At 62.1% G+C, this 19,148-nt stretch carries 14 protein-coding genes and 2 pseudogenes; 11 read left to right on the top strand and 5 right to left on the bottom strand.

What is annotated here, in order from left to right; all coding sequences use genetic code 11:
• The first annotated feature begins 108 nt into the window (after positions 1-108).
• The gene (locus tag ACFQAU_RS14685; protein WP_132443278.1) at positions 109-639 is read left to right on the top strand and encodes a single-stranded DNA-binding protein; all 531 of its coding nucleotides are present in this window, start codon (positions 109-111) and stop codon (positions 637-639) included.
• Positions 640-933: 294 nt separating this feature from the next.
• Here the strand turns inward: ACFQAU_RS14685 and aroB are convergent, their stop codons facing one another.
• Together aroB and ACFQAU_RS14675 are read right to left on the bottom strand one after the other, a co-directional pair.
• Positions 934-2,049 (bottom strand): 3-dehydroquinate synthase, encoded by a 1,116-nt coding sequence (aroB, locus tag ACFQAU_RS14680; protein WP_120351222.1) that lies wholly within the window; start codon positions 2,047-2,049, stop codon positions 934-936.
• On the bottom strand, positions 2,042-2,638 hold the full coding sequence (locus tag ACFQAU_RS14675; protein WP_132443277.1) for a shikimate kinase: 597 nt from the start codon (positions 2,636-2,638) through the stop codon (positions 2,042-2,044). Before ACFQAU_RS14675 ends, aroB begins: the two co-directional genes overlap by 8 nt.
• Before the next feature lie 80 nt (positions 2,639-2,718).
• Between ACFQAU_RS14675 and ACFQAU_RS14670 the strand changes: the two genes are divergently transcribed.
• From ACFQAU_RS14670 to ACFQAU_RS14660, 3 genes and pseudogenes are all read left to right on the top strand, one after another.
• Entirely contained in the window at positions 2,719-2,868 is a 150-nt protein-coding gene (locus ACFQAU_RS14670) for a hypothetical protein (protein WP_007120408.1), read from the top strand.
• A 183-nt stretch (positions 2,869-3,051) separates the two neighbouring features.
• Positions 3,052-4,524: a hypothetical protein gene (locus tag ACFQAU_RS14665; protein WP_386283127.1), complete on the top strand. Its 1,473-nt coding sequence runs from the start codon at positions 3,052-3,054 to the stop codon at positions 4,522-4,524.
• A pseudogene (locus ACFQAU_RS14660) lies at positions 4,521-5,503 on the top strand (tyrosine recombinase). Before ACFQAU_RS14665 ends, ACFQAU_RS14660 begins: the two are co-directional and overlap by 4 nt.
• On the opposite strand, the gene ACFQAU_RS14655 reads toward ACFQAU_RS14660, so the two are convergent.
• The gene (locus ACFQAU_RS14655) at positions 5,440-6,270 is read right to left on the bottom strand and encodes a metallophosphoesterase family protein (RefSeq protein WP_240791519.1); all 831 of its coding nucleotides are present in this window, start codon (positions 6,268-6,270) and stop codon (positions 5,440-5,442) included. The pseudogene ACFQAU_RS14660 and the gene ACFQAU_RS14655 overlap by 64 nt on opposite strands.
• An 88-nt stretch (positions 6,271-6,358) precedes the next feature.
• On the opposite strand from ACFQAU_RS14655, the gene ACFQAU_RS14650 reads away from it, so the two are divergent.
• Positions 6,359-7,666 carry an HlyC/CorC family transporter gene (locus ACFQAU_RS14650; RefSeq protein WP_067623667.1) on the top strand — a complete coding sequence of 436 codons (1,308 nt, stop codon included), beginning with the start codon at positions 6,359-6,361 and terminating at the stop codon, positions 7,664-7,666.
• Positions 7,667-7,673: 7 nt separating this feature from the next.
• Here ACFQAU_RS14650 and ACFQAU_RS14645 read toward each other — a convergent pair whose 3' ends face one another.
• Positions 7,674-8,984 (bottom strand): DUF2254 domain-containing protein, encoded by a 1,311-nt coding sequence (locus ACFQAU_RS14645; protein WP_120351226.1) that lies wholly within the window; start codon positions 8,982-8,984, stop codon positions 7,674-7,676.
• A 141-nt stretch (positions 8,985-9,125) separates the two neighbouring features.
• Here ACFQAU_RS14645 and ACFQAU_RS14640 point away from each other — a divergent pair, with 141 nt between their 5' ends.
• The gene (locus tag ACFQAU_RS14640; protein ID WP_132443274.1) at positions 9,126-9,728 is read left to right on the top strand and encodes a nucleotidyltransferase family protein; all 603 of its coding nucleotides are present in this window, start codon (positions 9,126-9,128) and stop codon (positions 9,726-9,728) included.
• A gap of 69 nt (positions 9,729-9,797) precedes the next feature.
• Here ACFQAU_RS14640 and ACFQAU_RS14635 read toward each other — a convergent pair whose 3' ends face one another.
• Entirely contained in the window at positions 9,798-12,713 is a 2,916-nt protein-coding gene (locus ACFQAU_RS14635; RefSeq protein WP_132443273.1) for a Hint domain-containing protein, read from the bottom strand.
• A gap of 1,388 nt (positions 12,714-14,101) precedes the next feature.
• On the opposite strand from ACFQAU_RS14635, the gene ACFQAU_RS14630 reads away from it, so the two are divergent.
• The 5 genes and pseudogenes from ACFQAU_RS14630 (at position 14,102) to ACFQAU_RS14610 (ending at position 19,147) form a co-directional block, all read left to right on the top strand.
• Entirely contained in the window at positions 14,102-14,374 is a 273-nt protein-coding gene (locus ACFQAU_RS14630) for a DUF1127 domain-containing protein (protein WP_165935516.1), read from the top strand.
• Between the two features lie 298 nt (positions 14,375-14,672).
• The gene (locus tag ACFQAU_RS14625) at positions 14,673-15,641 is read left to right on the top strand and encodes an ABC transporter substrate-binding protein (RefSeq protein ID WP_067627408.1); all 969 of its coding nucleotides are present in this window, start codon (positions 14,673-14,675) and stop codon (positions 15,639-15,641) included.
• Positions 15,642-15,890: 249 nt separating this feature from the next.
• Positions 15,891-16,915, top strand: a pseudogene (locus ACFQAU_RS14620) (ABC transporter permease).
• Positions 16,916-16,923: 8 nt separating this feature from the next.
• A complete protein-coding gene (locus ACFQAU_RS14615; protein WP_067627405.1) occupies positions 16,924-17,967 on the top strand; it encodes a quaternary amine ABC transporter ATP-binding protein in 1,044 nt (347 codons plus the stop codon).
• 304 nt (positions 17,968-18,271) lie between these two features.
• Positions 18,272-19,147 carry an STAS domain-containing protein gene (locus ACFQAU_RS14610; protein WP_067627403.1) on the top strand — a complete coding sequence of 292 codons (876 nt, stop codon included), beginning with the start codon at positions 18,272-18,274 and terminating at the stop codon, positions 19,145-19,147.
• Position 19,148: the final 1 nt, after the last annotated feature.

Raw genomic sequence — 19,148 nt, 5'->3', positions numbered from 1 at the left:
GGGAAAGCCGGTGTCATCCGGCGGACAACCGCGATATAAACGGCCGAATTGGGCGCGCTCGGATCGCGCCCGACGCAATGACACAGCAATGACAAACGAGGGGGCAAGATGGCCGGCTCAGTGAACAAAGTGATCCTTATCGGCAACCTCGGGCGCGACCCCGAGGTGCGGTCGTTCCAGAACGGCGGCAAAGTGTGCAACCTGCGCATCGCCACCTCGGAAACATGGAAAGACCGCAACACCGGTGAGCGCCGCGAGAAGACCGAATGGCATTCGGTGGCGATCTTCCAAGAGGGGCTCGTTCGCATCGCCGAGCAGTACCTCAAGAAGGGCTCCAAAGTGTATATCGAAGGCCAGTTGCAAACCCGCAAATGGCAAGACCAATCCGGCGCGGACCGCTATAGCACCGAAGTGGTGCTGCAGGGCTTTGGCGGCACGCTGACCATGCTCGACGGTCCCGGTGGCGCCGGGTCCGGCGGCGGTGGTGGTGGCGGCGGCTACGGTGGTGGCGGCGGTGGCGGCGGCAATGACTACGGCGGCGGCTATGACAGCGGCCCGTCCTCCTCGGGCGGCGGCAGCGGTGGTGGCAGCGGCGGCGGTGGCGGCAGCCGTGATCTCGATGACGAGATCCCTTTTTAAACCCTATGCGATTTCGGGCGGGGCGCCGTTGCGCCCTGCCCACCCTCTGCGACCGCGGCCGTGACAGGTCTTTAACCGCGCCGGATTAGACCTCTCCCCATCGCGATACCCGCCGGGCATTCATCAGTTCGGCAACCGGATCAGAGGCGCTCCACGCGGGCGCCATGTCAAGACGTTCAGACATGCAGGGTGACGCTTGTCTCAAACATCCGACTTGGCGGCGCCGCCCTTTTTATTCGGCACCACAACACCTTAAAGAACAGAGTTAAACCGCCGGGCCCAGCCCGCCGCGGGTCACTGGCGCGCGCTTAGCGCGTCGCGCAGCAGGGCCAGCACATCGGCATTGTCGACCTCGGCCCCGGCAAAGGCTTGGCCGATGCCGCGCGCCAGAACGAAACGCAACCGGCCATCGACAACCTTTTTGTCCTGCCCCATCAGGCGCAGCAACTCTTCGGCCTCTGGCAGGTCGCCGGGGATATCGCGCAGGTCGGTCTTCATGCCCATCTGCGCCAGATGGGCGCGCAGGCGGCTGGGGTCTTCCTGCGGGCATAGGCCCTGCCGCGCGGAAAGCTCAAAGGCCAGCGCACAGCCGATCGCCACCCCTTCGCCATGCAGCAGACGGTCGGAATAGCCGGTCGCCGCCTCAAGCGCATGGCCGAAAGTATGGCCGAGGTTGAGCAACGCGCGGTCGCCCTGCTCGGTCTCGTCGCGTTCCACGATATCGGCCTTCATCTGGACCGAACGGCGCACCGCCTCGATCCGAGCTTCCATATCGCCCGCCGCAAGGGCTGGCCCCTGCGCCTCAAGCCAATCAAAGAAATCCGCATCGCCCAGCAGGCCGTATTTTACGACCTCGCCATACCCGGCGAGGAAATCGCGGGGCGGCATGGTCCCCAGCACTTCGGTATCGGCGAGCACGAGGCTGGGTTGATGGAATGCCCCGATCAGGTTCTTGCCTTGGCTTGCGTTGATCCCGGTCTTGCCACCCACCGAACTGTCGACCTGCGCCAGAAGCGATGTGGGGATCTGCACAAAACGCACCCCGCGCCGCAGCACGGCGGCGGCAAAGCCCACTAGATCGCCGATCACCCCGCCGCCAAAGGCCACGACGATATCGCCGCGCTCCACCTGTTCGTCGAGCAGCCAGTCGACCGAGCGCTGCAGATTGGCCCAGTCCTTGGTCCCCTCTCCGGGCGCGAGTTCAAGCGCCGACATCGCGATGCCCTCGGCGGCCAACCCGTCCCGCAGCGTTTGCAAATGCAACGCGGCCACGCGGCTTTCGGTGATGACGGCGACGCGCTTGCGGCGCAGCAGCGGCGCGATCAGCGCGCCCGCATCGGCCAGCAACCCCGGCCCGATGATTACATCATATTCCCGCCCCGGCAGGGCTACGGATACCGTCTCACGCATCCAATTTCTCCAAAACATCCGGCCTTGTCAGCAGCTTATCGATCACCCGATTGGCCATGGCGTCAATCGACAGGCGCGGATCACAGCGCACCGACAGATCCGCCAGCCGGTAAAGCGGCACCCGGTCGCGGTAGAGCGCGGTCAGCGTGGCCTTGGGATCAGCCGTGCGCAGCAGCGGACGGCTGTCCTTATAGCGCACCCGGTTCCACAGCAGATCAAGATCCGCATCCAGCCAGAGCGCCACACCGTAAGCCGCGATATTGTCGCGATTTACCTCGGCCAGAAACGCCCCGCCGCCGGTGGACAGGATGCAACGTTCCTCTGCCAGCAGCCGGGCGATGACCTCTGTCTCGCGTTTGCGAAAGAACGGTTCTCCGTCGCGGGTAAAGATTTCGGGCACGCTCAGATTGGCCGCCGCCTCAATCTCGGCATCGCTGTCCAGAAAGGGCGCGCCCAGCTTGGCCGAGACCGCACGCCCCACCGCCGTCTTGCCCGCCCCCATCATGCCAACCAGCGCCACCGTCTTGTTCAGACGGTAACGGGGCGGCATTTCATCGCCATCGGTTATGCTGTGCTTAATTCCGCTCATTTTTCTCTGAATGACGTGATCTTGCCGGAAAGGCCATATATAGTTTGGCAAAATAGCAGAATTCCGGGCAGGCATTAATCATGGGTAAACTTTTTAAGCTTTTGATATTTCTATTGATTGTCGGCTTCATCGGGCTGGTGGGCTATGCCTACGTCGGGCCCTTCTTTGGCGTGGACTTTTCGCCCGAACAGATTGAGACACGCCAGCCCGTCACGCTGACAGCGGATTGAGCGGGGTGGCAAACGCGCTGTCAAAACGCGGTTTGGCCCTTTGCGCTGCGTTGATCTGCTCGGTCAGTGCCAGCGCCCTGCTGGCCGAATCCGACGAAGACCGCAATCTGGGCCGCGATCGCGCAAAACCTCAGAGGCCGGGGAACAGGAAAAGCCCCCGCCGCCAATGACCAACCGCTTTCCGTGATCGACTGGCTCGGGGCGCAATCGCCGCCCGAAAACAGCCCCAAGCGCCCGCCCAATCCGGGCCGGGTGGCGGAACCGCCTGTCGCCAACAACGCCTTGCCCCCCGAGGTGCAGGTCACCCCACTGGGCGATGGCGCGCCGCGCCGCATCGGGCTGGTGCCCGGCTCGGTCACTGGGCTGCGTGGGGACATCTGGATGGGCAGCGATACCACTGCCCTGATCGAGCGTATTCGCAACCTGCCCGACCTGCATTTGCCCGCCGCGCAGGCCCTGCTCTATACCGTGCTTCTGGCCGAGGCGCAGGCCCCGCAGGGCGAGGCGCGCAATGGCGATCTATTGGCGCTGGCACGGGGCGAAAAACTGATGGAGCTGGGCGCGCTCGATCCGGCGCTGTCGCTGATCGAACAGGCCGGGGTGACCACCTCGACCGCGCATTTCGACCTTTGGATGCAGCTTTCCCTGCTCACCGGCACCGAACACCGCGTTTGCGAGCGGCTGATGAAATCACCGCATCTGACCCATGACTATGGCACCCGAATTTTTTGCAACGCCCGCGCGGGCAATTGGGAAAACGCGGCTCTGACCTTTGGCTCGGCGCAGGCGCTCGGCCTGTTGCCAGAGGCGCAGCTTGAACTCTTTGACCGTTTCCTCAACCCGGATTTCTACGAAGGGGCCGAACCGCTGCGCGTGCCGCGCCAGATGGACCCGATGACCTTTCGCCTGTTTGAAACCATTGGTGAGCCGCTGCCCTCCAACATCCTGCCGCGCGCCTATGCGGTGGCCGATCTGCGCGACATCGCCGGATGGAAAGCCCAGCTTGAGGCCGCCGAGCGTCTGACCCGCGCGGGTGCCCTGCCCGACAACCTGCTGCTGGGGCTGTATACAGACCGCCAGCCCGCTGCATCGGGGGGCGTCTGGGACCGTGTCGCGGCGCTGCAACGCTTTGAGACAGCCCTGCGCACCAGCAGCGCAGAGGCGGTGGCCAAGACCCTGCCGCCTGCATGGGAAGCGATGCGGGAGGCCTCTCTCGAAGTGGCCTTTGCCACGCTCTTTGCCGAACCCCTCTCGACCATGCCGCTTGCGGGCCATGCCGCGCGTCTGGCGCGGGATGTGGCGCTGCTGTCGCCCAATTACGAGGCCGCCGCGGCGCGGGTGATCGGCAAGTCCCCCGAAGACGAATTGCTGCGCGCCGTAGCGGTTGGCGATACCCCCGAAGGCCCCGCCCCGGATGCGCCCTTGGCCGCTGCTGTTCACGATGCTTTCGCCAATCCCACCCCGCGCGCCGACCTGATGGCGCTGGCGAGGGACAAGGAATTGGGCATGGCGATTTTGCGCCTATTGTCGCTCTTGCATGACGGGGCGAGTGGTGACACATCGGCGCTCCGCGACGCCCTAGCCACCCTGCGCGCCCTCGGGTTGGAAGACACCGCCCGACGTGCCGCCTTGCAGATTGTATTGCTCCAGCAATGATGATTTCCCAGACCCCGACCTTTCATTGGATCTCCAGCTTTCTGGAGGCCGCCGCCGCCGAACAGGGTGCCGCCACCAATACGCAGCTGGCCTATGGCCGCGACCTCAAGGATTTCGATTCCTTTCTGGCGCAGCGCAATCACGATTTCCTCACCGCCAGCCGCGGCGAGGTTGAGGATTACCTTGTCTATTGCGACGCGCAGGGGCTGGCTAAATCCACCCGCGCGCGGCGGCTTTCGGCGATCAAACAGCTCTACCGCTTTGCCTTTGAGGAAGGGCTGCGCGAAGACAATCCCGCCGTGCAAATCGCCGGACCGGGGCAAGACAAACGTCTGCCCAAGATTCTCTCTGAAGAAGAGGTCGACCGGCTTCTGGATGCCGCGCGCAACTCAGGCCGGGCACTGGCAGACCAACTGCGCAACACCTGCCTGATGGAACTGCTCTATGCCACTGGCATGCGGGTCAGCGAATTGGTCAGCCTGCCGGTCAGCGCCGCGCGCGGCGATCCGCGCCTGCTGCTGATTTCGGGCAAGGGGGCCGCGAGCGGCTGGTGCCGCTGTCAGAGCCTGCGCGTGATGCGCTGGCCGCATGGCTGGTGGTGCGCGACAAGGCGGATGAAGCGGCCCAAGCCAAGGGCAAACCGCCCGCACGGCATCTCTTCCCGTCGCGCGGGGCAACGGGCCATCTGACGCGGCATCGGTTCTATCTGTTGATCAAGGAATTCGCCGTGACCGGGGGTGTGCCCCCTGAAAAGGTCACGCCGCACACCCTGCGCCATGCCTTTGCCACGCATCTGCTGGCCAATGGCGCGGACCTGCGCGCGATCCAGACCATGCTGGGCCACGCCGATGTCGCCACGACCGAGATCTATACCCATGTTCTGGAAGAGCGCCTGTCGGACCTCGTGCTAGAGCGTCACCCTCTGGCCAAGGACGGCACGCGCAACCCCGGTGGCAGCACGTCTTCCGACGGCCAGTAACCGCTTTGCAGCGCGTCAGCATAGGCGCGCGGCAGACCGGCCTTTGTCATGTCGGCCACGGCCCCTGCCACATCATAGCTAAGCCGGTGAAACCGCACTTCGCCCCCGTCCAACACGGCCACCCGCGTTTGCTGGCCACCGTCGTGGGGCGGCATGCCGATCACCCCTGCATTGATCCAGCGCCCACGCGCCGTCTTGCGGATAAAGGGCAGACCGGAATGCCCGGCGATGATGTGATCGACGGGGCCTGTGACCTCTTCCAAGGCCTGCCACTCCTCCTCGAACACCGCCTCTGCACTCTCTGACCAGATGAACCGCGCCACATCGCACACCCCGCCGTGGATCACCCCGTAGCGCTGCCCCTGATGCTGAAACACGGCCACATCCGGCAGTGATCCCATCCACGTCTTCGCCTCCGCATCCAACGCCCGCACGGCATGGGCGTACCACGCGCCCGAAAGCATGTCGCAACTGCTGCCCGGCGCGAAGCCGCAGCCGCAATCCTCGGCCCCGCTGGCCAGTTGCAACTCACAATTGCCCGCCACCACGGCAGAGCCAAGCGCCCGGATCGCCGCCACACTTTCGCTTGGTGCCCCGCAGTAGGCGACGATATCCCCGGTGCAGATCATCTGACCCCCGCCGATGCCGTGCGCGGCGGCAAAATCCGCCAGCGCTGCTACCGCCTGAAGGTTGGAATAGGGCCCGCCGAACAACAGCAGCGGCCCGTCCAGAACCCCGAGCTCTGCACAGTTGATTTTCGCCTGCATCACACCACCCTCACCCGTTGCGACCCTTGAATGACGCAGCCCCTGCGCCCATAACATTCGCAACACATAATGGATGGATTTAGACCTCATGGAAACGGGCCCCGCCCTTTTTGACACCGCATTCTGGATCAGTACCGGAATTATCCTGTTTCTCCTCGTCCTGTCGGGCTTCTTTTCGGGGTCCGAGACCGCACTGACCGCGGCCTCGCGCGGGAAGCTGCGCGCGCAGGCCGACAAAGGGGCAAGCGGGGCGATACGGGCGCTCAAAATCACCGAGGATAACGAGCGGCTGATCGGCTCGGTCCTTCTGGGCAACAACTTGGTCAACATCCTTGCCGCCTCCATGGCGACGGCGCTGTTCACCCGGCTTTTCGGCGAAAGCGGCGTGGCGCTGGCGACGCTGGTGATGACACTTCTGGTGCTTGTCTTCTCAGAAGTGCTGCCCAAGACCTATGCCATTACCAATGCCGAAACGGCGGCGGCGCTGGTCTCGCGCCCAATCAGCATCGTGGTGCTTGTCTTCTCGCCGGTGGTGACGGCGGTGCGCTATTTCGTGCGCGGCGTGCTGCGGCTGTTCGGCGTTCAGATTGACCCGGACAGCAACATTCTGGCCGTCCGCGAAGAGATCGCCGGCGCCTTGCAACTTGGCCATTCCGAAGGCGTCGTCGAAAAGGAAGACCGCGACCGTATCTTGGGCGCGCTCGACCTGCGCGAACGCGCGGTCGAAGAGGTCATGCTGCACCGTTCGGGGATCGAGATGATCGATGCGGCATCCGACCCGACCGACATCATGGAAAAATGCCTGCAATCCAACCACACCCGCCTGCCCGTCTTCCGCGATGATCCGGAAAACATCATCGGCGTGATCCACGCCAAGGACCTGCTGCGCGCCATGTACAAGCTGATCGGCGGCCCCAACGGCAATGCGGCGGCGCTCAAGGGGTTCAACGTGGCCGATGTGGTGATGAAACCCTATTTCGTGCCCGAAACCTCAACCCTCGATGAACAGATGCGCCAGTTCCTGCGCCGCCGCACGCATTTTGCGCTGGTGGTGGATGAATATGGCTCACTGCAAGGGCTGATCACGCTCGAAGACATCCTCGAAGAGATCGTGGGCGAGATTACAGACGAATTCGACCCCGACGCAGATCACCCGCTCAAACAGTCCGAAGACGGGCATCTGATGGTCGAAGGGGCCATGACGATCCGCGATCTTAACCGGGCCACCGACTGGTCCCTCCCCGATGACGAGGCCAATACCGTGGCCGGGCTGGTGATCCACGAAGCGCAGATGATCCCCACCGTGGGGCAGGTGTTCTCTTTCCACAACTTCCGGTTCGAAGTGATGGAACGGGACGGAAACCGCATCACGCAGCTGAAAATCCGCCCCCTCTGACCTCCGCTTAGTCCGGTGTCTCCACCGCCGCGCGCACCTCTTTGCATGCGGCGGCCCAGATCCGCGCCCGGTCGGGGCCAAAGGGCACCTCTTCGAAAGCGCGGCGCAGGTGGTTCTCTGCCGCGTCCCGGGCCGAGGCGGCAAGGCCGGGGTCAGGGTGGTGCATCAGCCCGGCCAGCACCTCTTGCAAGGCCATCTGCACCTCAACGACCGAGGCCCCATCGCGGGCCAGCGCGCCAAAGCCGTCTTCGATCAGGGCGTCCGACGGGATCGGCGCGATATGCAGGTTGGGCAAGTTGACCTTGCCGCCCGGCTTCGCCTCGTCCGAATAATAAGACAGGATGCGCCCGATGCGGGTGATGACATCAATCGCCGTGCCACCATCGTTGATCCCCGGCGACAGCGCTTTGGAGGCGACCTCTCCCAGCACCCGCAGGCCAAAGCGCGGGTCTTGGTCAAAGGTGCGCAGATCGCCCAGTTGCACGGTGTCGAAAACCTTTTGCTCAAGGCTGTCCCAGTCGTGCTCGTCGTCCTGCGGGCTGCCCTGCTGGGTGACCATGACCAAAGGCTCTCCGACAAAAACGAAATCGCCGATGCGGCGGGTAAGATAGATCGCCACCCCATGATCGCGCGCCTGCTGGTCCAGCGCCTCGGGGTAGATATGTTTGATATACCCGCTTTCGGGGGCAAAGATCGGGCGGGCGTTGTCAGGGGTGGGGCCGGTCAGAGGGTGGCCGCCCATGCAGGGGGTCTTTAGCCGCTCCTTGAACAGCGATGTGGTTACGGCTTCGATTTGGCGCGTGGTGTCGATCAGGCTACCGAAACTTTGCAGGTGAAGCACCCAACGGATCAGAAAGATCACGATGATCGCCAGCACCATCACTGTCGTCAGAAACAGCACGAATGAGCGTTCGTCGACATAGATGCCCAACTCGCGCATGATGATCGCCACCAAAGCATACACATAGGCGCCGATGAAAACGGCAAGGGTGTTCTGGGTGGTCCGGTCCTGAATGATCAGCCGATGCGCCCGCGGCGTGAATTGGGCCGAGGTAGAGCGGTAGACCGTGACCATGATGGTGATCGAAAAGATCGTAACCGCAAGCATCGCATCCGCGATGATCTGCAAAAGCCGATCCGCCGCCTCGCCCGTCAAACGTGTGGCGACCTCCTTGGGCACCAAGGGCTCAAACAGCTGCGTCATCCCGAGGGCGACAAAGGCCAACAGCCCCATGACGACCACCCGCACCCAAAGTTTACGAGAATATTCGCGGGCTTTGCGAAACAGTGTGTGCGGGATCAGGTCTTTAATGTTCATGGGGCAAGGGTAGCACGAAAAAGCGCCCTGCCAACGGTGGTTTAGCAGGAATTTGCAACCTTTGGCGGCGCTGATATCTGGCCCGTGGCAAGGTGCAAGAAAGCCCTTATCCCCGCGCGCTGCGCCCGGTAGTCTGGCGCCATGACAAAAGCCTCTCTGCCTGTGATCCTCCTCGCTGCCGGAGCCTCTTCCCGGATGCGGGGGCGCGACAAATTGATGGAAGACGTGGACGGCCAGCCCCTGTTGCGCCGTCAGACGCGGGTCGCGCAAAGCGTCGGCCCCGTGATGGTCGCCCTGCCGCCCGCGCCGCATCCGCGCTACACGGCCCTGACCGGGCTGGATATCACGCCGCTTCCCATTCCCGATGCGTCCGAGGGCATGGGCGCCAGCCTGCGCAGCGCCTTTGCGGCCCTGCCCCCGGACACGGCGGCGGCCATGGTGATGTTGGCCGACATGCCCGACCTTGAGCCCAGCGATCTGGCCTGCCTTGCGGCCTCGGTTGATCTAAGCAGTGAGACGTTGGTCTGGCGCGCCGCGACAGAGGATGGCAGGCCGGGGCATCCGATCATCTTTGCCGCCGCGCTGTTTGACCAACTCAAACAGCTGAGCGGCGATGATGGGGGCCGTGCGGTGGTGCGTGGCGCAGGCGCGCGGGTGCAGATGGTGCCCCTGCCCGGTCAACGCGCGCGGCTCGACCTCGACACGCCCGAAGATTGGGCCGCGTGGCGAAAGCCGCAGAGATAGCCCCAGAAAAGAAAACGGGGCGGTTACCCGCCCCGTTTCTAAGCTGCATCGCTTCCCGCCCCCGCGGGCTTATTTCACCAACAAGCTGGCTTCGTGCTTTTTCAGCGACCGGCGGGCGGCGGTGTAGCCTTCGATGCCGTCCTGTGTCGCAAGCTCGGGGAAGAGCTCGAGAATCTCGTTGCGTTGCTCTTCGCCGATACCGGCCAGCGACATGTCACCAGGCTGGAAGCTCTCTGTCCATGTGCCATCCGACAGGATCACCTCATGGCGGTCGAACATCACGTGGATGTAGGTGGTGCCAGAGACCTCGACCACGTCGATGCCCTCCATGCCGGTCAGGTGTTTCGCCGCAACCAGCACTTCACGCTCTTCGAAGTAGAGCGCCGTTTTCTCGTTGGCGACCAACACGCGGTGGTTGGGGCTGACCATCATGTCACGCTCGGGCAGTGCATTGCCAAGCGCGCCCTTGCGGATCAGCACCGGCTTGAGATGGGCAGCCATTTCGAATTCGGCCCCCGTCATCTCACGTGCGCCGACCCAACGGATCGTTTGGATGCCGTTGTCGCGGGTGATGACCCGGTCACCGACCTCAAGCGCCTCCACACGGACCTCACCACGCGGTGTGGCGATCTTGGTGCCCGGTGTGAAACAGGGGATGATAACATTTTCGATCTCGACAAAGTTCAAACGCCCGGCATCGCTGCCGTCTTCGTTGAAGTAGTCAACAAAACCGTCTTCGCGATCATCAGAGGTATAGGTAACCTCTAGGCGGCCACCTTCAGGGGCCGAGCCGCGCAGATCAAGCGTGTCATAGTCCACGCCAGCGCTGCCACCGTCGACATCATCGCCCGCATTCACGTTGACGAAGCTGTCCTGATCGGCACCGCCGGTCATCACGTCGACACCCGCACCACCGTCGAGCAGATCGTCGCCCTGACCGCCTTGCAGCGTGTCGTCGCCCTCGCCGCCCATCAGCGTGTCATTCTCGCCGCCACCGTCGAGCAGGTCATCGCCTTCGCCGCCGACCAGCAGGTCATCGTCACGGTTGCCGCGTAGCGTGTCATCGCCGGTGCCGCCGTCAAGCTCATCATTGCCCTGACCGCCCGAGATACTGTCGTCGCCTTGACCGCCAAGCAGCGTGTCATTGCCGGTGTTGCCTTCGATGATGTCATCGTCGATCTGACCGTCGATATAGTCATCGCCAGAACCGCCGCGCAGCATGTCGGCGTCATCGGCGCCATAGATCACGTCATTGCCCGAACCACCGTCGACCGTATCCCTCCCGTTGTCCGTAACACGGTCGGGGGTGAAGGGGTTGGACGCATCATCTTCGTCGGGGATGTCGAGCACATCAAGGCCGAGGTCGGGATCATTGCCGGCAAAGATCGTGTCATTGCCAGCGCCACCAAGGATGCTGTCGTTGCCCTCGCCGCCGACGATACGGTCATCGCCGTCGCCGCCATCAACCCAATCGTCGTCGATGCCCGCGTCGATCACATCATCGCCCGTGCCGCCGGTGATGGTGTCACGGTCGTCGCCGGTCGAGATGGTGTCATTGCCCGCGCCGCCATCGACGGAGTCGCGGTCGTTCTCGGGATCGGCATCGGGGTCAAAGCTCAAGCTGTCGCTGTCGCTTTCCGGGTAGCCCAAATCAGGCGCGATATCGTCGTTGCCGGTGGTGATCATGTCGTCACCGTCACCGCCGTCGACCACGTCAGAGCCCGCACCGGCTTCGACGATGTCATCGCCGTCGCCTGCCAGAATGGTGTCGTCACCGTCGCCTGCGCGGACATAGTCGTCATCGCCTTCGGCACCGGGCAGGATCGCGTCGTCGTTGTCGATCATGTCGCCATCGGGGTCGCCGGTATAGGCGGTGTCGATCATGTCATCGCCTGCGGTGCCGTCAACATAGCCGTCGCGGGTCGGATCGCCGTCACCCACGGTGACAGTCACGGTTCCTTCGTCGGTCAAACCGTCGGGGTCGGACACGGTATAGGTGATCGTCGCGTCGCCGGTGAAACCGTCATCGGCAACAAAAGTGATGGTGCCATCGTCGTTGATGGTCACGGTGCCATCGTCGCTGGAGGCATCTGCAACGCTCAACGTGTCGCCGTCCACATCGGTATCATTGTCCAGAACCGGGATCACGACCGCTTCGGTGCCGGTGGTGCTGGCCGTGTCGTCATTGGCCTCGGGCGCATCGTTTACCGGGTTCACGGTGACATTCACGGTGCCGGTGTCGGTGCCGCCATTGCCGTCATCCACAGTGTAGGTGATGGTTGTGTCGCCGTTGAAATCCGCATCGGGCGTGAAGGTCAGCGTGCCATCGTCGTTGATGACCACAGGCCCCGCAGGGCAGGTTGCCATGGTGACGGTCAGCGTGTCGCCATCGCTGTCGCTGTCATTGCCCAGCACGTCGACGGTGCCGGAGGTGTCTTCGTCGATCTCAAGCACATCGTCTTCGGCCACGGGCGCATCGTTGCCGCCGCCCTCTGGCTTGTCGTCGTCGAAGATCACATTGTCGATCGCGCCGGAGCCTTCGAAACGCACTTCAAAGCGCGACACGCCGTCGATGTTGAACTGAACGAACCGTTCGCCGCCATCGCCCGTGGGCTGAACGTAGTGGTTCTGGATCACGTCGCCATTGTCATCGTAAAAGATGACACGGGTGCCCTCGCCGCTGGTCTCTTCGATGTCTTTGAAGGTGACGCCCTTCAGACGCACCATGTCATCGAAATCAAAGAACAGGCTGCCGCCGCCGGCGTTGTCGTCCGGGTCGCTCTGGTCGCCGTCTTCGGAAACGATCAGCAAACCTTCAAGCGTGTCGGAGGCCAGATCGCTGTCGCCACCCGTGGGGTTGGCGCTGTCAAAGATCATCGCATCGCCAGAGCCGCCGCTGGCCGAAACCGTAACGCCCAGGTCCGCATATTCGTCGTCAATGATGGTGCCTGCGCTGAACGCATTGAAATCAAGTGTTCTAATCATTGTGAATTCTCCTGAGCGGTGTTGCACGCGGCGCGCAACGCGGCCGTCTTGGAAGTGGATGCTGTTTCAATCTGATGAATGGAGCGCCGAACGGCAGAGCGGTCGAACCGGGCATTTCTTGCCCCGCAGAAGGCCAGTGGCAGGGCCTGTCGCTTGTGTATCATGTCGTCTCTCCCTCCGTTCACACGCGCCCCGCTGGCTGAAATCCAGATCGGGCGACACGCATCCTTGCGCCAACGAAGGGGAGAGCCTGAACAAGGCCCACAAACCGAGAAGAACACCTCCCCGGTATGTTGTGTTTACGGTCGCAAATTTTGCGGCGTACCCACATTTCCCGCATCCTTGATGCGCTTAATGCGGCCGCCCCCGTGACCTACAGACTTCTATGCCCCCCAGTTGGGCACCTATAGGAATAGCCCTCCTATACGAATGGACAAAGAGAAAAATGTTTGAAAATTGCCGGAACCAAATGAAGTTTTGCCGCAATTCAGGTGGTTTAGCCGATCTCACGGCGACGATTGTTTCCCCGCATTCCTCGGTGAAATCGCGATTCACCATAGGATTAAGGAAAATTAACGCCAAAGCGCGACCGCGCCCCTCGAACCCTGGTCAAGACTGTTTCGCAGTGAGAGACAATGGCGCCGCAAATGCGCCGCATCTGTGCCGCCTTGTTTTCGTCATTCTTTTTGATTGCTTGTTCTCAAGCTGGAACCAATGGCCCAAAAACCTGCGGAACTGGTGACAAAGCCACTGGTAGAGCGCCTTATTCCCGCCGAATCAGTCGCCCACCTGCAGGGGGCGTCAGGGGCTCATGCAAGGCATTTCGCCGGAAACACATCGGAACCGCAACCGGCGCGGCGAGGTGGGCCTATAAGAAGCGGCCTATCGCCTCTTTGCGGCAGACGTATTCGCGCAAAGGCGGCTGCTGATCTCGAACGTATACCTCACTAGCCGCTTACCTCCCTCCGAACATCCGCGCCAAAATGCGCCAAATCCGACCCTCAAAACGACATTTCAAAGCCCACAAACGACATCGCGCCGATGGCGCGCAAACCCCAGCCATAGTGCACTCTGCGCCCCACCCCTGCGGCAGGGTGTCGCACCCCCATTTCACCCTATTGCAATGGCCGCTCGGGTAGACCAAATGCGCCGCATGTTGATGTATGCCGTTCATAAGAGGCGCCCGCGCAAACCGGGCACGCTGCTGAACCGCCGGTAACCCCGGTCGGACAGGCCGATCCGCCTGTTCGGACCATCGGGGTTCCAACTGACTTTCCGGATCACACTCGGGATGAGACCCACACAACCGACCCGGCCCGGCCTTTTGGCACTGACCGTCGTCTTTTGCGGATCCTTCCTTTTACGACCTTTCTGATATGGAGCATGCCATGCATTTCCGCCTGCTGAAGAACACCAACCAGATCGCCGGGATGCCCGGAACCGCCTTTAACGGCACCATCGGTCAAGTCGCCAACGCCGAGGGTCTGGCCCTTGTCGCCATGCTGCGGCGTGCCCTGCGCGACACCGCGCGCCGTTGGGAGCGCAACCGCACTTTGTCGACGCTGAACGCGATGGATGACCGCCTGCTGCAGGATATTGGCCTGAACCGCAAAACCATCCCCCAGCATATCCGCGACATGGAAAGTTTTTCCCGCCGCTGAATAGCCCCACCCGCGCCCCGCTTGAAGGGTCGCGGCGGGCCTTAATTATATGGCGTCCTGCAGGGGGCGCCGGTCATAACCGCACCGCGCCACACCCGGCGCGGTGCCCGAACTTGCGTCATCCTCTTGGCAATCGTGTTGCACAGGGGCGCGCGATTTGTTTTCTTATCTCCAGCAAACCCGGCCATCGAAAGCTGCCGCGCCCTATCGCGCGACCGGCTTCTTCTTGATGCAAAGGGACAAAGATCAGCGGTGCGCGGCTGCGTGGCACTGCGGATACAATAGAGGAGATATCACTATGAAACGCTATTTGCTTGGCACGGCCTTTGCCGTTGCAACCCCGATGGCCGCCGCCGCTCAGGACTGCGGCGAAGTCTCGATCGCGGAAATGAACTGGGCTTCGGCGCAGATCGTCACCGCCGTGACCGAATTCCTGCTGGTTCAGGGCTATTCCTGCGATGTGACCGTGGTACCGTCGGACACCACGCCCGCCGTGACATCGCTGTCGGAAAACAACGAGCCGGACATCGTGCCGGAGATGTGGCCCAACTCTGCCGGTGATGCTTACAAAAAGCTCAAAGAGAACGGCAAGATCGTTGAGCTGACTTCCGTGCTTGATCCCGGTGGTGTCGAAGGCTGGTGGGTGCCGACCTATCTTGTGGATGAGCATCCCGAGCTTGCCACCATCGAAGGCATCTTGGAAAACCCCGAACTGGTCGGCGGCATGTTCAACAACTGTCCCGATGGCTGGGGCTGCCGCATCGTGAGCGACAACCTCGCCCGCGCCTATGACCTCGAAGGCAACGGCATCGAAGTCTTTGACCACGGCTCGGGTGAGACGATGGTGACCTCGATGGCGTCGGCCTATGAAAGCAAAGAGCCATGGTTCGGCTACTATTGGGCCCCAACCACGCCGCTGGGCAAATACGACATGACCAGCGTCGATCTGGGCGAATTTGACGAGGCCGCGCACAGCGCCAACCAGAACGCCGACAACCCAGAGCCCAAGCCTTCGGCCTTCCCGACGGCGCCGGTTCTGACCGTGATGACCAAGGATTTCCACGACAACAATCCTGAAATCGCGGAATTCATCGGCAACGTCTCCTTCAAGACCGAAGAGATGAGCAAGCTGCTGGCATGGCAGGGCGAAAGCAACGCTTCGAATGAAGAAGCGGCTGTTTACTACCTGCAGAACAACAAGGACGTCTGGGCCGAATGGCTGAGCGACGACGCCCGCGGCAACCTGTCGAAGCTGCTTGACCAGTAAGACAGACTGACAAAACGGCGGGCGGGGAACTCATCTGGGTTTCCCGCCCGTTTGTTTCAGGATCGGCGGCAAGACTTACGTCTTTTCACACCGACTGCGCCGCGGCCCCCGCCGACTGCGCAGTTTCTTTGCAAGGACATAGGTTTGATTTGCCGCCTCTGCATGGGGCAGCCGACGCCGCGCAGACCGCGCGGCGCACCGGCCCCTCCCCAAAAGTAAACGGTCTGATGCAGACCGGGAAAGCGACAGATGGCGACCTACGATAACTTCTTTGACTCGCTCGGCCTGCGCGGCTGGTGCGGCGATGACCAAGGCGGTGGGCTTAGCTCCATGGCCGATCTCATGGGCCAAGCGGGCGGCGATGCCGATACGACGCTTTGGGACGCCCCTTCCCTTCGCTCGATGCGCTGCATGACAGTTGCAACGCGATCCCACAGTCGCGTGATCTGACCCAAGGGCTGGAAGAGGGCTTCCTCGCCATCAAGGACAGTCTCAAAGTCGTTGTCGATCCGCTGACCCAACCGCTGAGCTGGGCGCTAGAGAATGCGCTTTGGATCATGCAGGCGGTACCATGGTTCATCATGATCCCGCTTTTGATGGCGATCACCTTTGCCGTGGGCCGCTCGCTGAAACTGGTGGGTCTGGTGGCGCTGGTCTTTGGCTTCCTCGCCTTTATCGACTTTTACGAACACACCATGCAGACGCTGGCGATCATCTTTGTCTGCGCCTTTATATGTGTGCTTTTGGGCGTGCCCATCGGCATCGCCATGTCGCGCAGTGACCGTGTGCAGCGCACGATGATCCCGGTGCTGGACATGCTGCAAACCCTGCCGCCCTTCGTCTACCTGATCCCGCTGATCTTCCTCTTTTCGGTGACCGAGCCCAAGCTCTACGGCATCGCGATCATCCTTTACGCCATCGTGCCGGTGGTGCGTCTGACCGACCTTGGCATCCGTCTGGTCGACAAAGACGTGATCGAGGCCGCCGACGCCTTTGGCATGACCAACCGTCAAAAGCTTTACAAGGTGCAGATCCCGCTGGCGCTGCCCAACATCATGGCCGGTGTGAACCAGACCATCATGATGAGCCTCGCCATGGTCGTTATCGCCTCGCTGGTTTCGGCCCCCGGTCTGGGCGTGCTGGTGCTGCGCGGCATTCGGAGCCTTGAATTGGGCGTGGGCCTCCTGTCGGGTCTGGGGATCGTGCTGCTTGCGATCATCCTCGACCGGGTCACCAAAGCCGCGCTTGCGCGGATCAACGCGGCGCAGAAGTGAGGCCAGACATGACAGACGATATCAAGATTTCCGTCCGCAACCTCTATAAAATCTTCGGCGATGACCCGCAGGGCGCGCTGGAGAAGGTGCGCGGCGGCATGAGCAAGACCGACCTTCAGGCCGAGACCGGCCATGTGCTTGGCCTTAACAACATCAACGTGGACATGCCTGCGGGCAAGACCACGGTGATCATGGGGCTGTCGGGTTCGGGCAAATCAACGCTGATCCGGCACCTCAACCGCCTCATTGACCCCACCTCGGGCGAGGTGATCATGAACGGCGAGAACATCCTCGACTACAACGAGCGTCGCCTGCGCGAGATGCGCAAGCACAAGATGTCGATGGTGTTCCAAAAGTTCGCCCTGCTGCCGCATCGCACGGTGTTGGAAAACACCGGGCTCAGCTGGGAGATCGAAGGCAAGAACCGCAGCAAATACGCGGCTGAGGCCACCAAATGGCTGAACCGCGTCGGGCTGGAGGGTCAAGGAGAGCAGTACCCCGCGCAGCTATCTGGCGGGATGCAGCAGCGTGTGGGCATCGCCCGCGCGCTCACGTCGAACTCTGACGTGATGCTGATGGACGAGGCGTTCTCCGCGCTCGACCCGCTGATCCGGACCGACATGCAGGATCTGCTGATCGAGTTGCAAGAAGAGCTGCATAAGACCGTGATCTTCATCACCCACGATCTGGACGAGGCGCTAAAACTGGCGGACCATCTGGTGATCCTCAAAGACGGGTTCATCGTCCAGCAGGGCGAGCCACAGCATATCCTGCTGAACCCCAATGATCCCTACATCGAAGCCTTCGTCAGCGACATCAACCGCGCGCGGGTGCTGCGGGTACGGTCGGTAATGGAGAAGACCGAGGTGCCGCCTGCAGATGTGGCCGGTGAGGTTGATTTCGACGACACGCTGGAAAGCATCATCGCGGTTTCCGGTGGGGATACGACCAACAACTACCGCGTCATGCGCGAGGGCAAACAGGTCGGCGTGTTGCATATGCGTGATCTGGTCCGCGCGCTGGTCCCACGGCATCCCGGCGAGGCGGCATAAGCCGCCACCCGCGATTAAGAGACAGTCATCGCCTGCCTGCGGGTGGGCGATGCGACGGGGGCTACCCCTTTATGGTGGAGCCGTGGGCCCCTAGCGCTCCAATCACCTCCACCTCCAAACTCGTAAGCGAAGACCCAACGTCGATGGCCTGCCCCACCCCCGCCGCGGCACGCGAAAAGCGGTCATAGTCAATCACATGGCGCGCCCCCGATGGCGCTTTGCCGCCGATCAAAATCCCTGCGTCCTATTGACACTTGGCCCCACGATTGGCCTATGGGGGGTGAAATAAACACTGGGGTTCAAGATGCCGCAATCTGCTACGGCCAATATTCTGACTGTTCTCGACACCGATTTTAAAGGTATCATCGAGGAGTGGCTGGGAACGCAGGTCAAAGAGGGCGTGAAACGTTCTGACCTGTTCTCCGATGCGGAGAGCCGGAACCAGAACCGCGAATTGCTCAAAGCCTTTTCCAAAGGTGTGCGCGATGGCATCTCGGGCGAAGATTTCGATTTCGATGATACCCAATGGGACGATCTGCGCGCCGTTCTGGCCGATGTTAGCCGTGAACGTGTCAACCGCGGCGTGACCCCAACCGAGATGGCGACCTTTGTGTTGGCGTTGAAAGCGCCGCTGTTCAAGCGGCTCGAAGCGATGCAAGACAGCGAACACGGCGTATTGATCCGCGACGTGATGCTGGTCACCCGTCTGGTCGATGCCTTTGCCATCTACACCAACGAGATTTTCATTCTTGAGCGTGAGCAGATCATCGATCGTCAACGCCAAGAGATGCTGGAACTGTCGACCCCCGTGGTCGAGCTTTGGGACCGTGTTTTGACCCTGCCGCTGATCGGCACGCTGGATTCCGCCCGCGCCCAAGAGGTGATGGAGAACCTGCTGCAAACCATTCTGGAACGGCAGGCCGAAGTGGTCATCATGGACATCACCGGCGTCGGCACCGTCGACACGCAGGTGGCACAACACCTGCTGCGCGCCGCCGCTGCCGTGCGTCTGATGGGTGCCGAGTGCATCATCAGCGGCATCAGCCCGATGATCGCCCAGACCATGGTTCAGCTAGGCATTGATGTCGGCACCGTTTCCACCCGGTCGAGCATCCGCACCGCCCTGTCGGACGCGCTGCTGACCGTGGGCTATGTGATCAAGAAGACCGAGGGCCAATAAG

It is taken from the genome of Sulfitobacter profundi (assembly GCF_042661425.1).
Taxonomy (GTDB): Bacteria; Pseudomonadota; Alphaproteobacteria; order Rhodobacterales; family Rhodobacteraceae; genus Sulfitobacter; species Sulfitobacter profundi.
This window is presented reverse-complemented; position numbering and strand designations above follow the sequence as displayed.

Coding starts and splice junctions, on each gene's coding strand:
- ACFQAU_RS14685 (WP_132443278.1), top strand. CDS start 109: ATGGCCGGCTCAGTGAACAAAGTGATCCTTATCGGCAACCTCGGGCGC.
- aroB (WP_120351222.1), bottom strand. CDS start 2,049: ATGCGTGAGACGGTATCCGTAGCCCTGCCGGGGCGGGAATATGATGTA.
- ACFQAU_RS14675 (WP_132443277.1), bottom strand. CDS start 2,638: ATGAGCGGAATTAAGCACAGCATAACCGATGGCGATGAAATGCCGCCC.
- ACFQAU_RS14670 (WP_007120408.1), top strand. CDS start 2,719: ATGGGTAAACTTTTTAAGCTTTTGATATTTCTATTGATTGTCGGCTTC.
- ACFQAU_RS14655 (WP_240791519.1), bottom strand. CDS start 6,270: ATGCAGGCGAAAATCAACTGTGCAGAGCTCGGGGTTCTGGACGGGCCG.
- ACFQAU_RS14650 (WP_067623667.1), top strand. CDS start 6,359: ATGGAAACGGGCCCCGCCCTTTTTGACACCGCATTCTGGATCAGTACC.
- ACFQAU_RS14645 (WP_120351226.1), bottom strand. CDS start 8,984: ATGAACATTAAAGACCTGATCCCGCACACACTGTTTCGCAAAGCCCGC.
- ACFQAU_RS14640 (WP_132443274.1), top strand. CDS start 9,126: ATGACAAAAGCCTCTCTGCCTGTGATCCTCCTCGCTGCCGGAGCCTCT.
- ACFQAU_RS14635 (WP_132443273.1), bottom strand. CDS start 12,713: ATGATTAGAACACTTGATTTCAATGCGTTCAGCGCAGGCACCATCATT.
- ACFQAU_RS14630 (WP_165935516.1), top strand. CDS start 14,102: ATGCATTTCCGCCTGCTGAAGAACACCAACCAGATCGCCGGGATGCCC.
- ACFQAU_RS14625 (WP_067627408.1), top strand. CDS start 14,673: ATGAAACGCTATTTGCTTGGCACGGCCTTTGCCGTTGCAACCCCGATG.
- ACFQAU_RS14615 (WP_067627405.1), top strand. CDS start 16,924: ATGACAGACGATATCAAGATTTCCGTCCGCAACCTCTATAAAATCTTC.
- ACFQAU_RS14610 (WP_067627403.1), top strand. CDS start 18,272: ATGCCGCAATCTGCTACGGCCAATATTCTGACTGTTCTCGACACCGAT.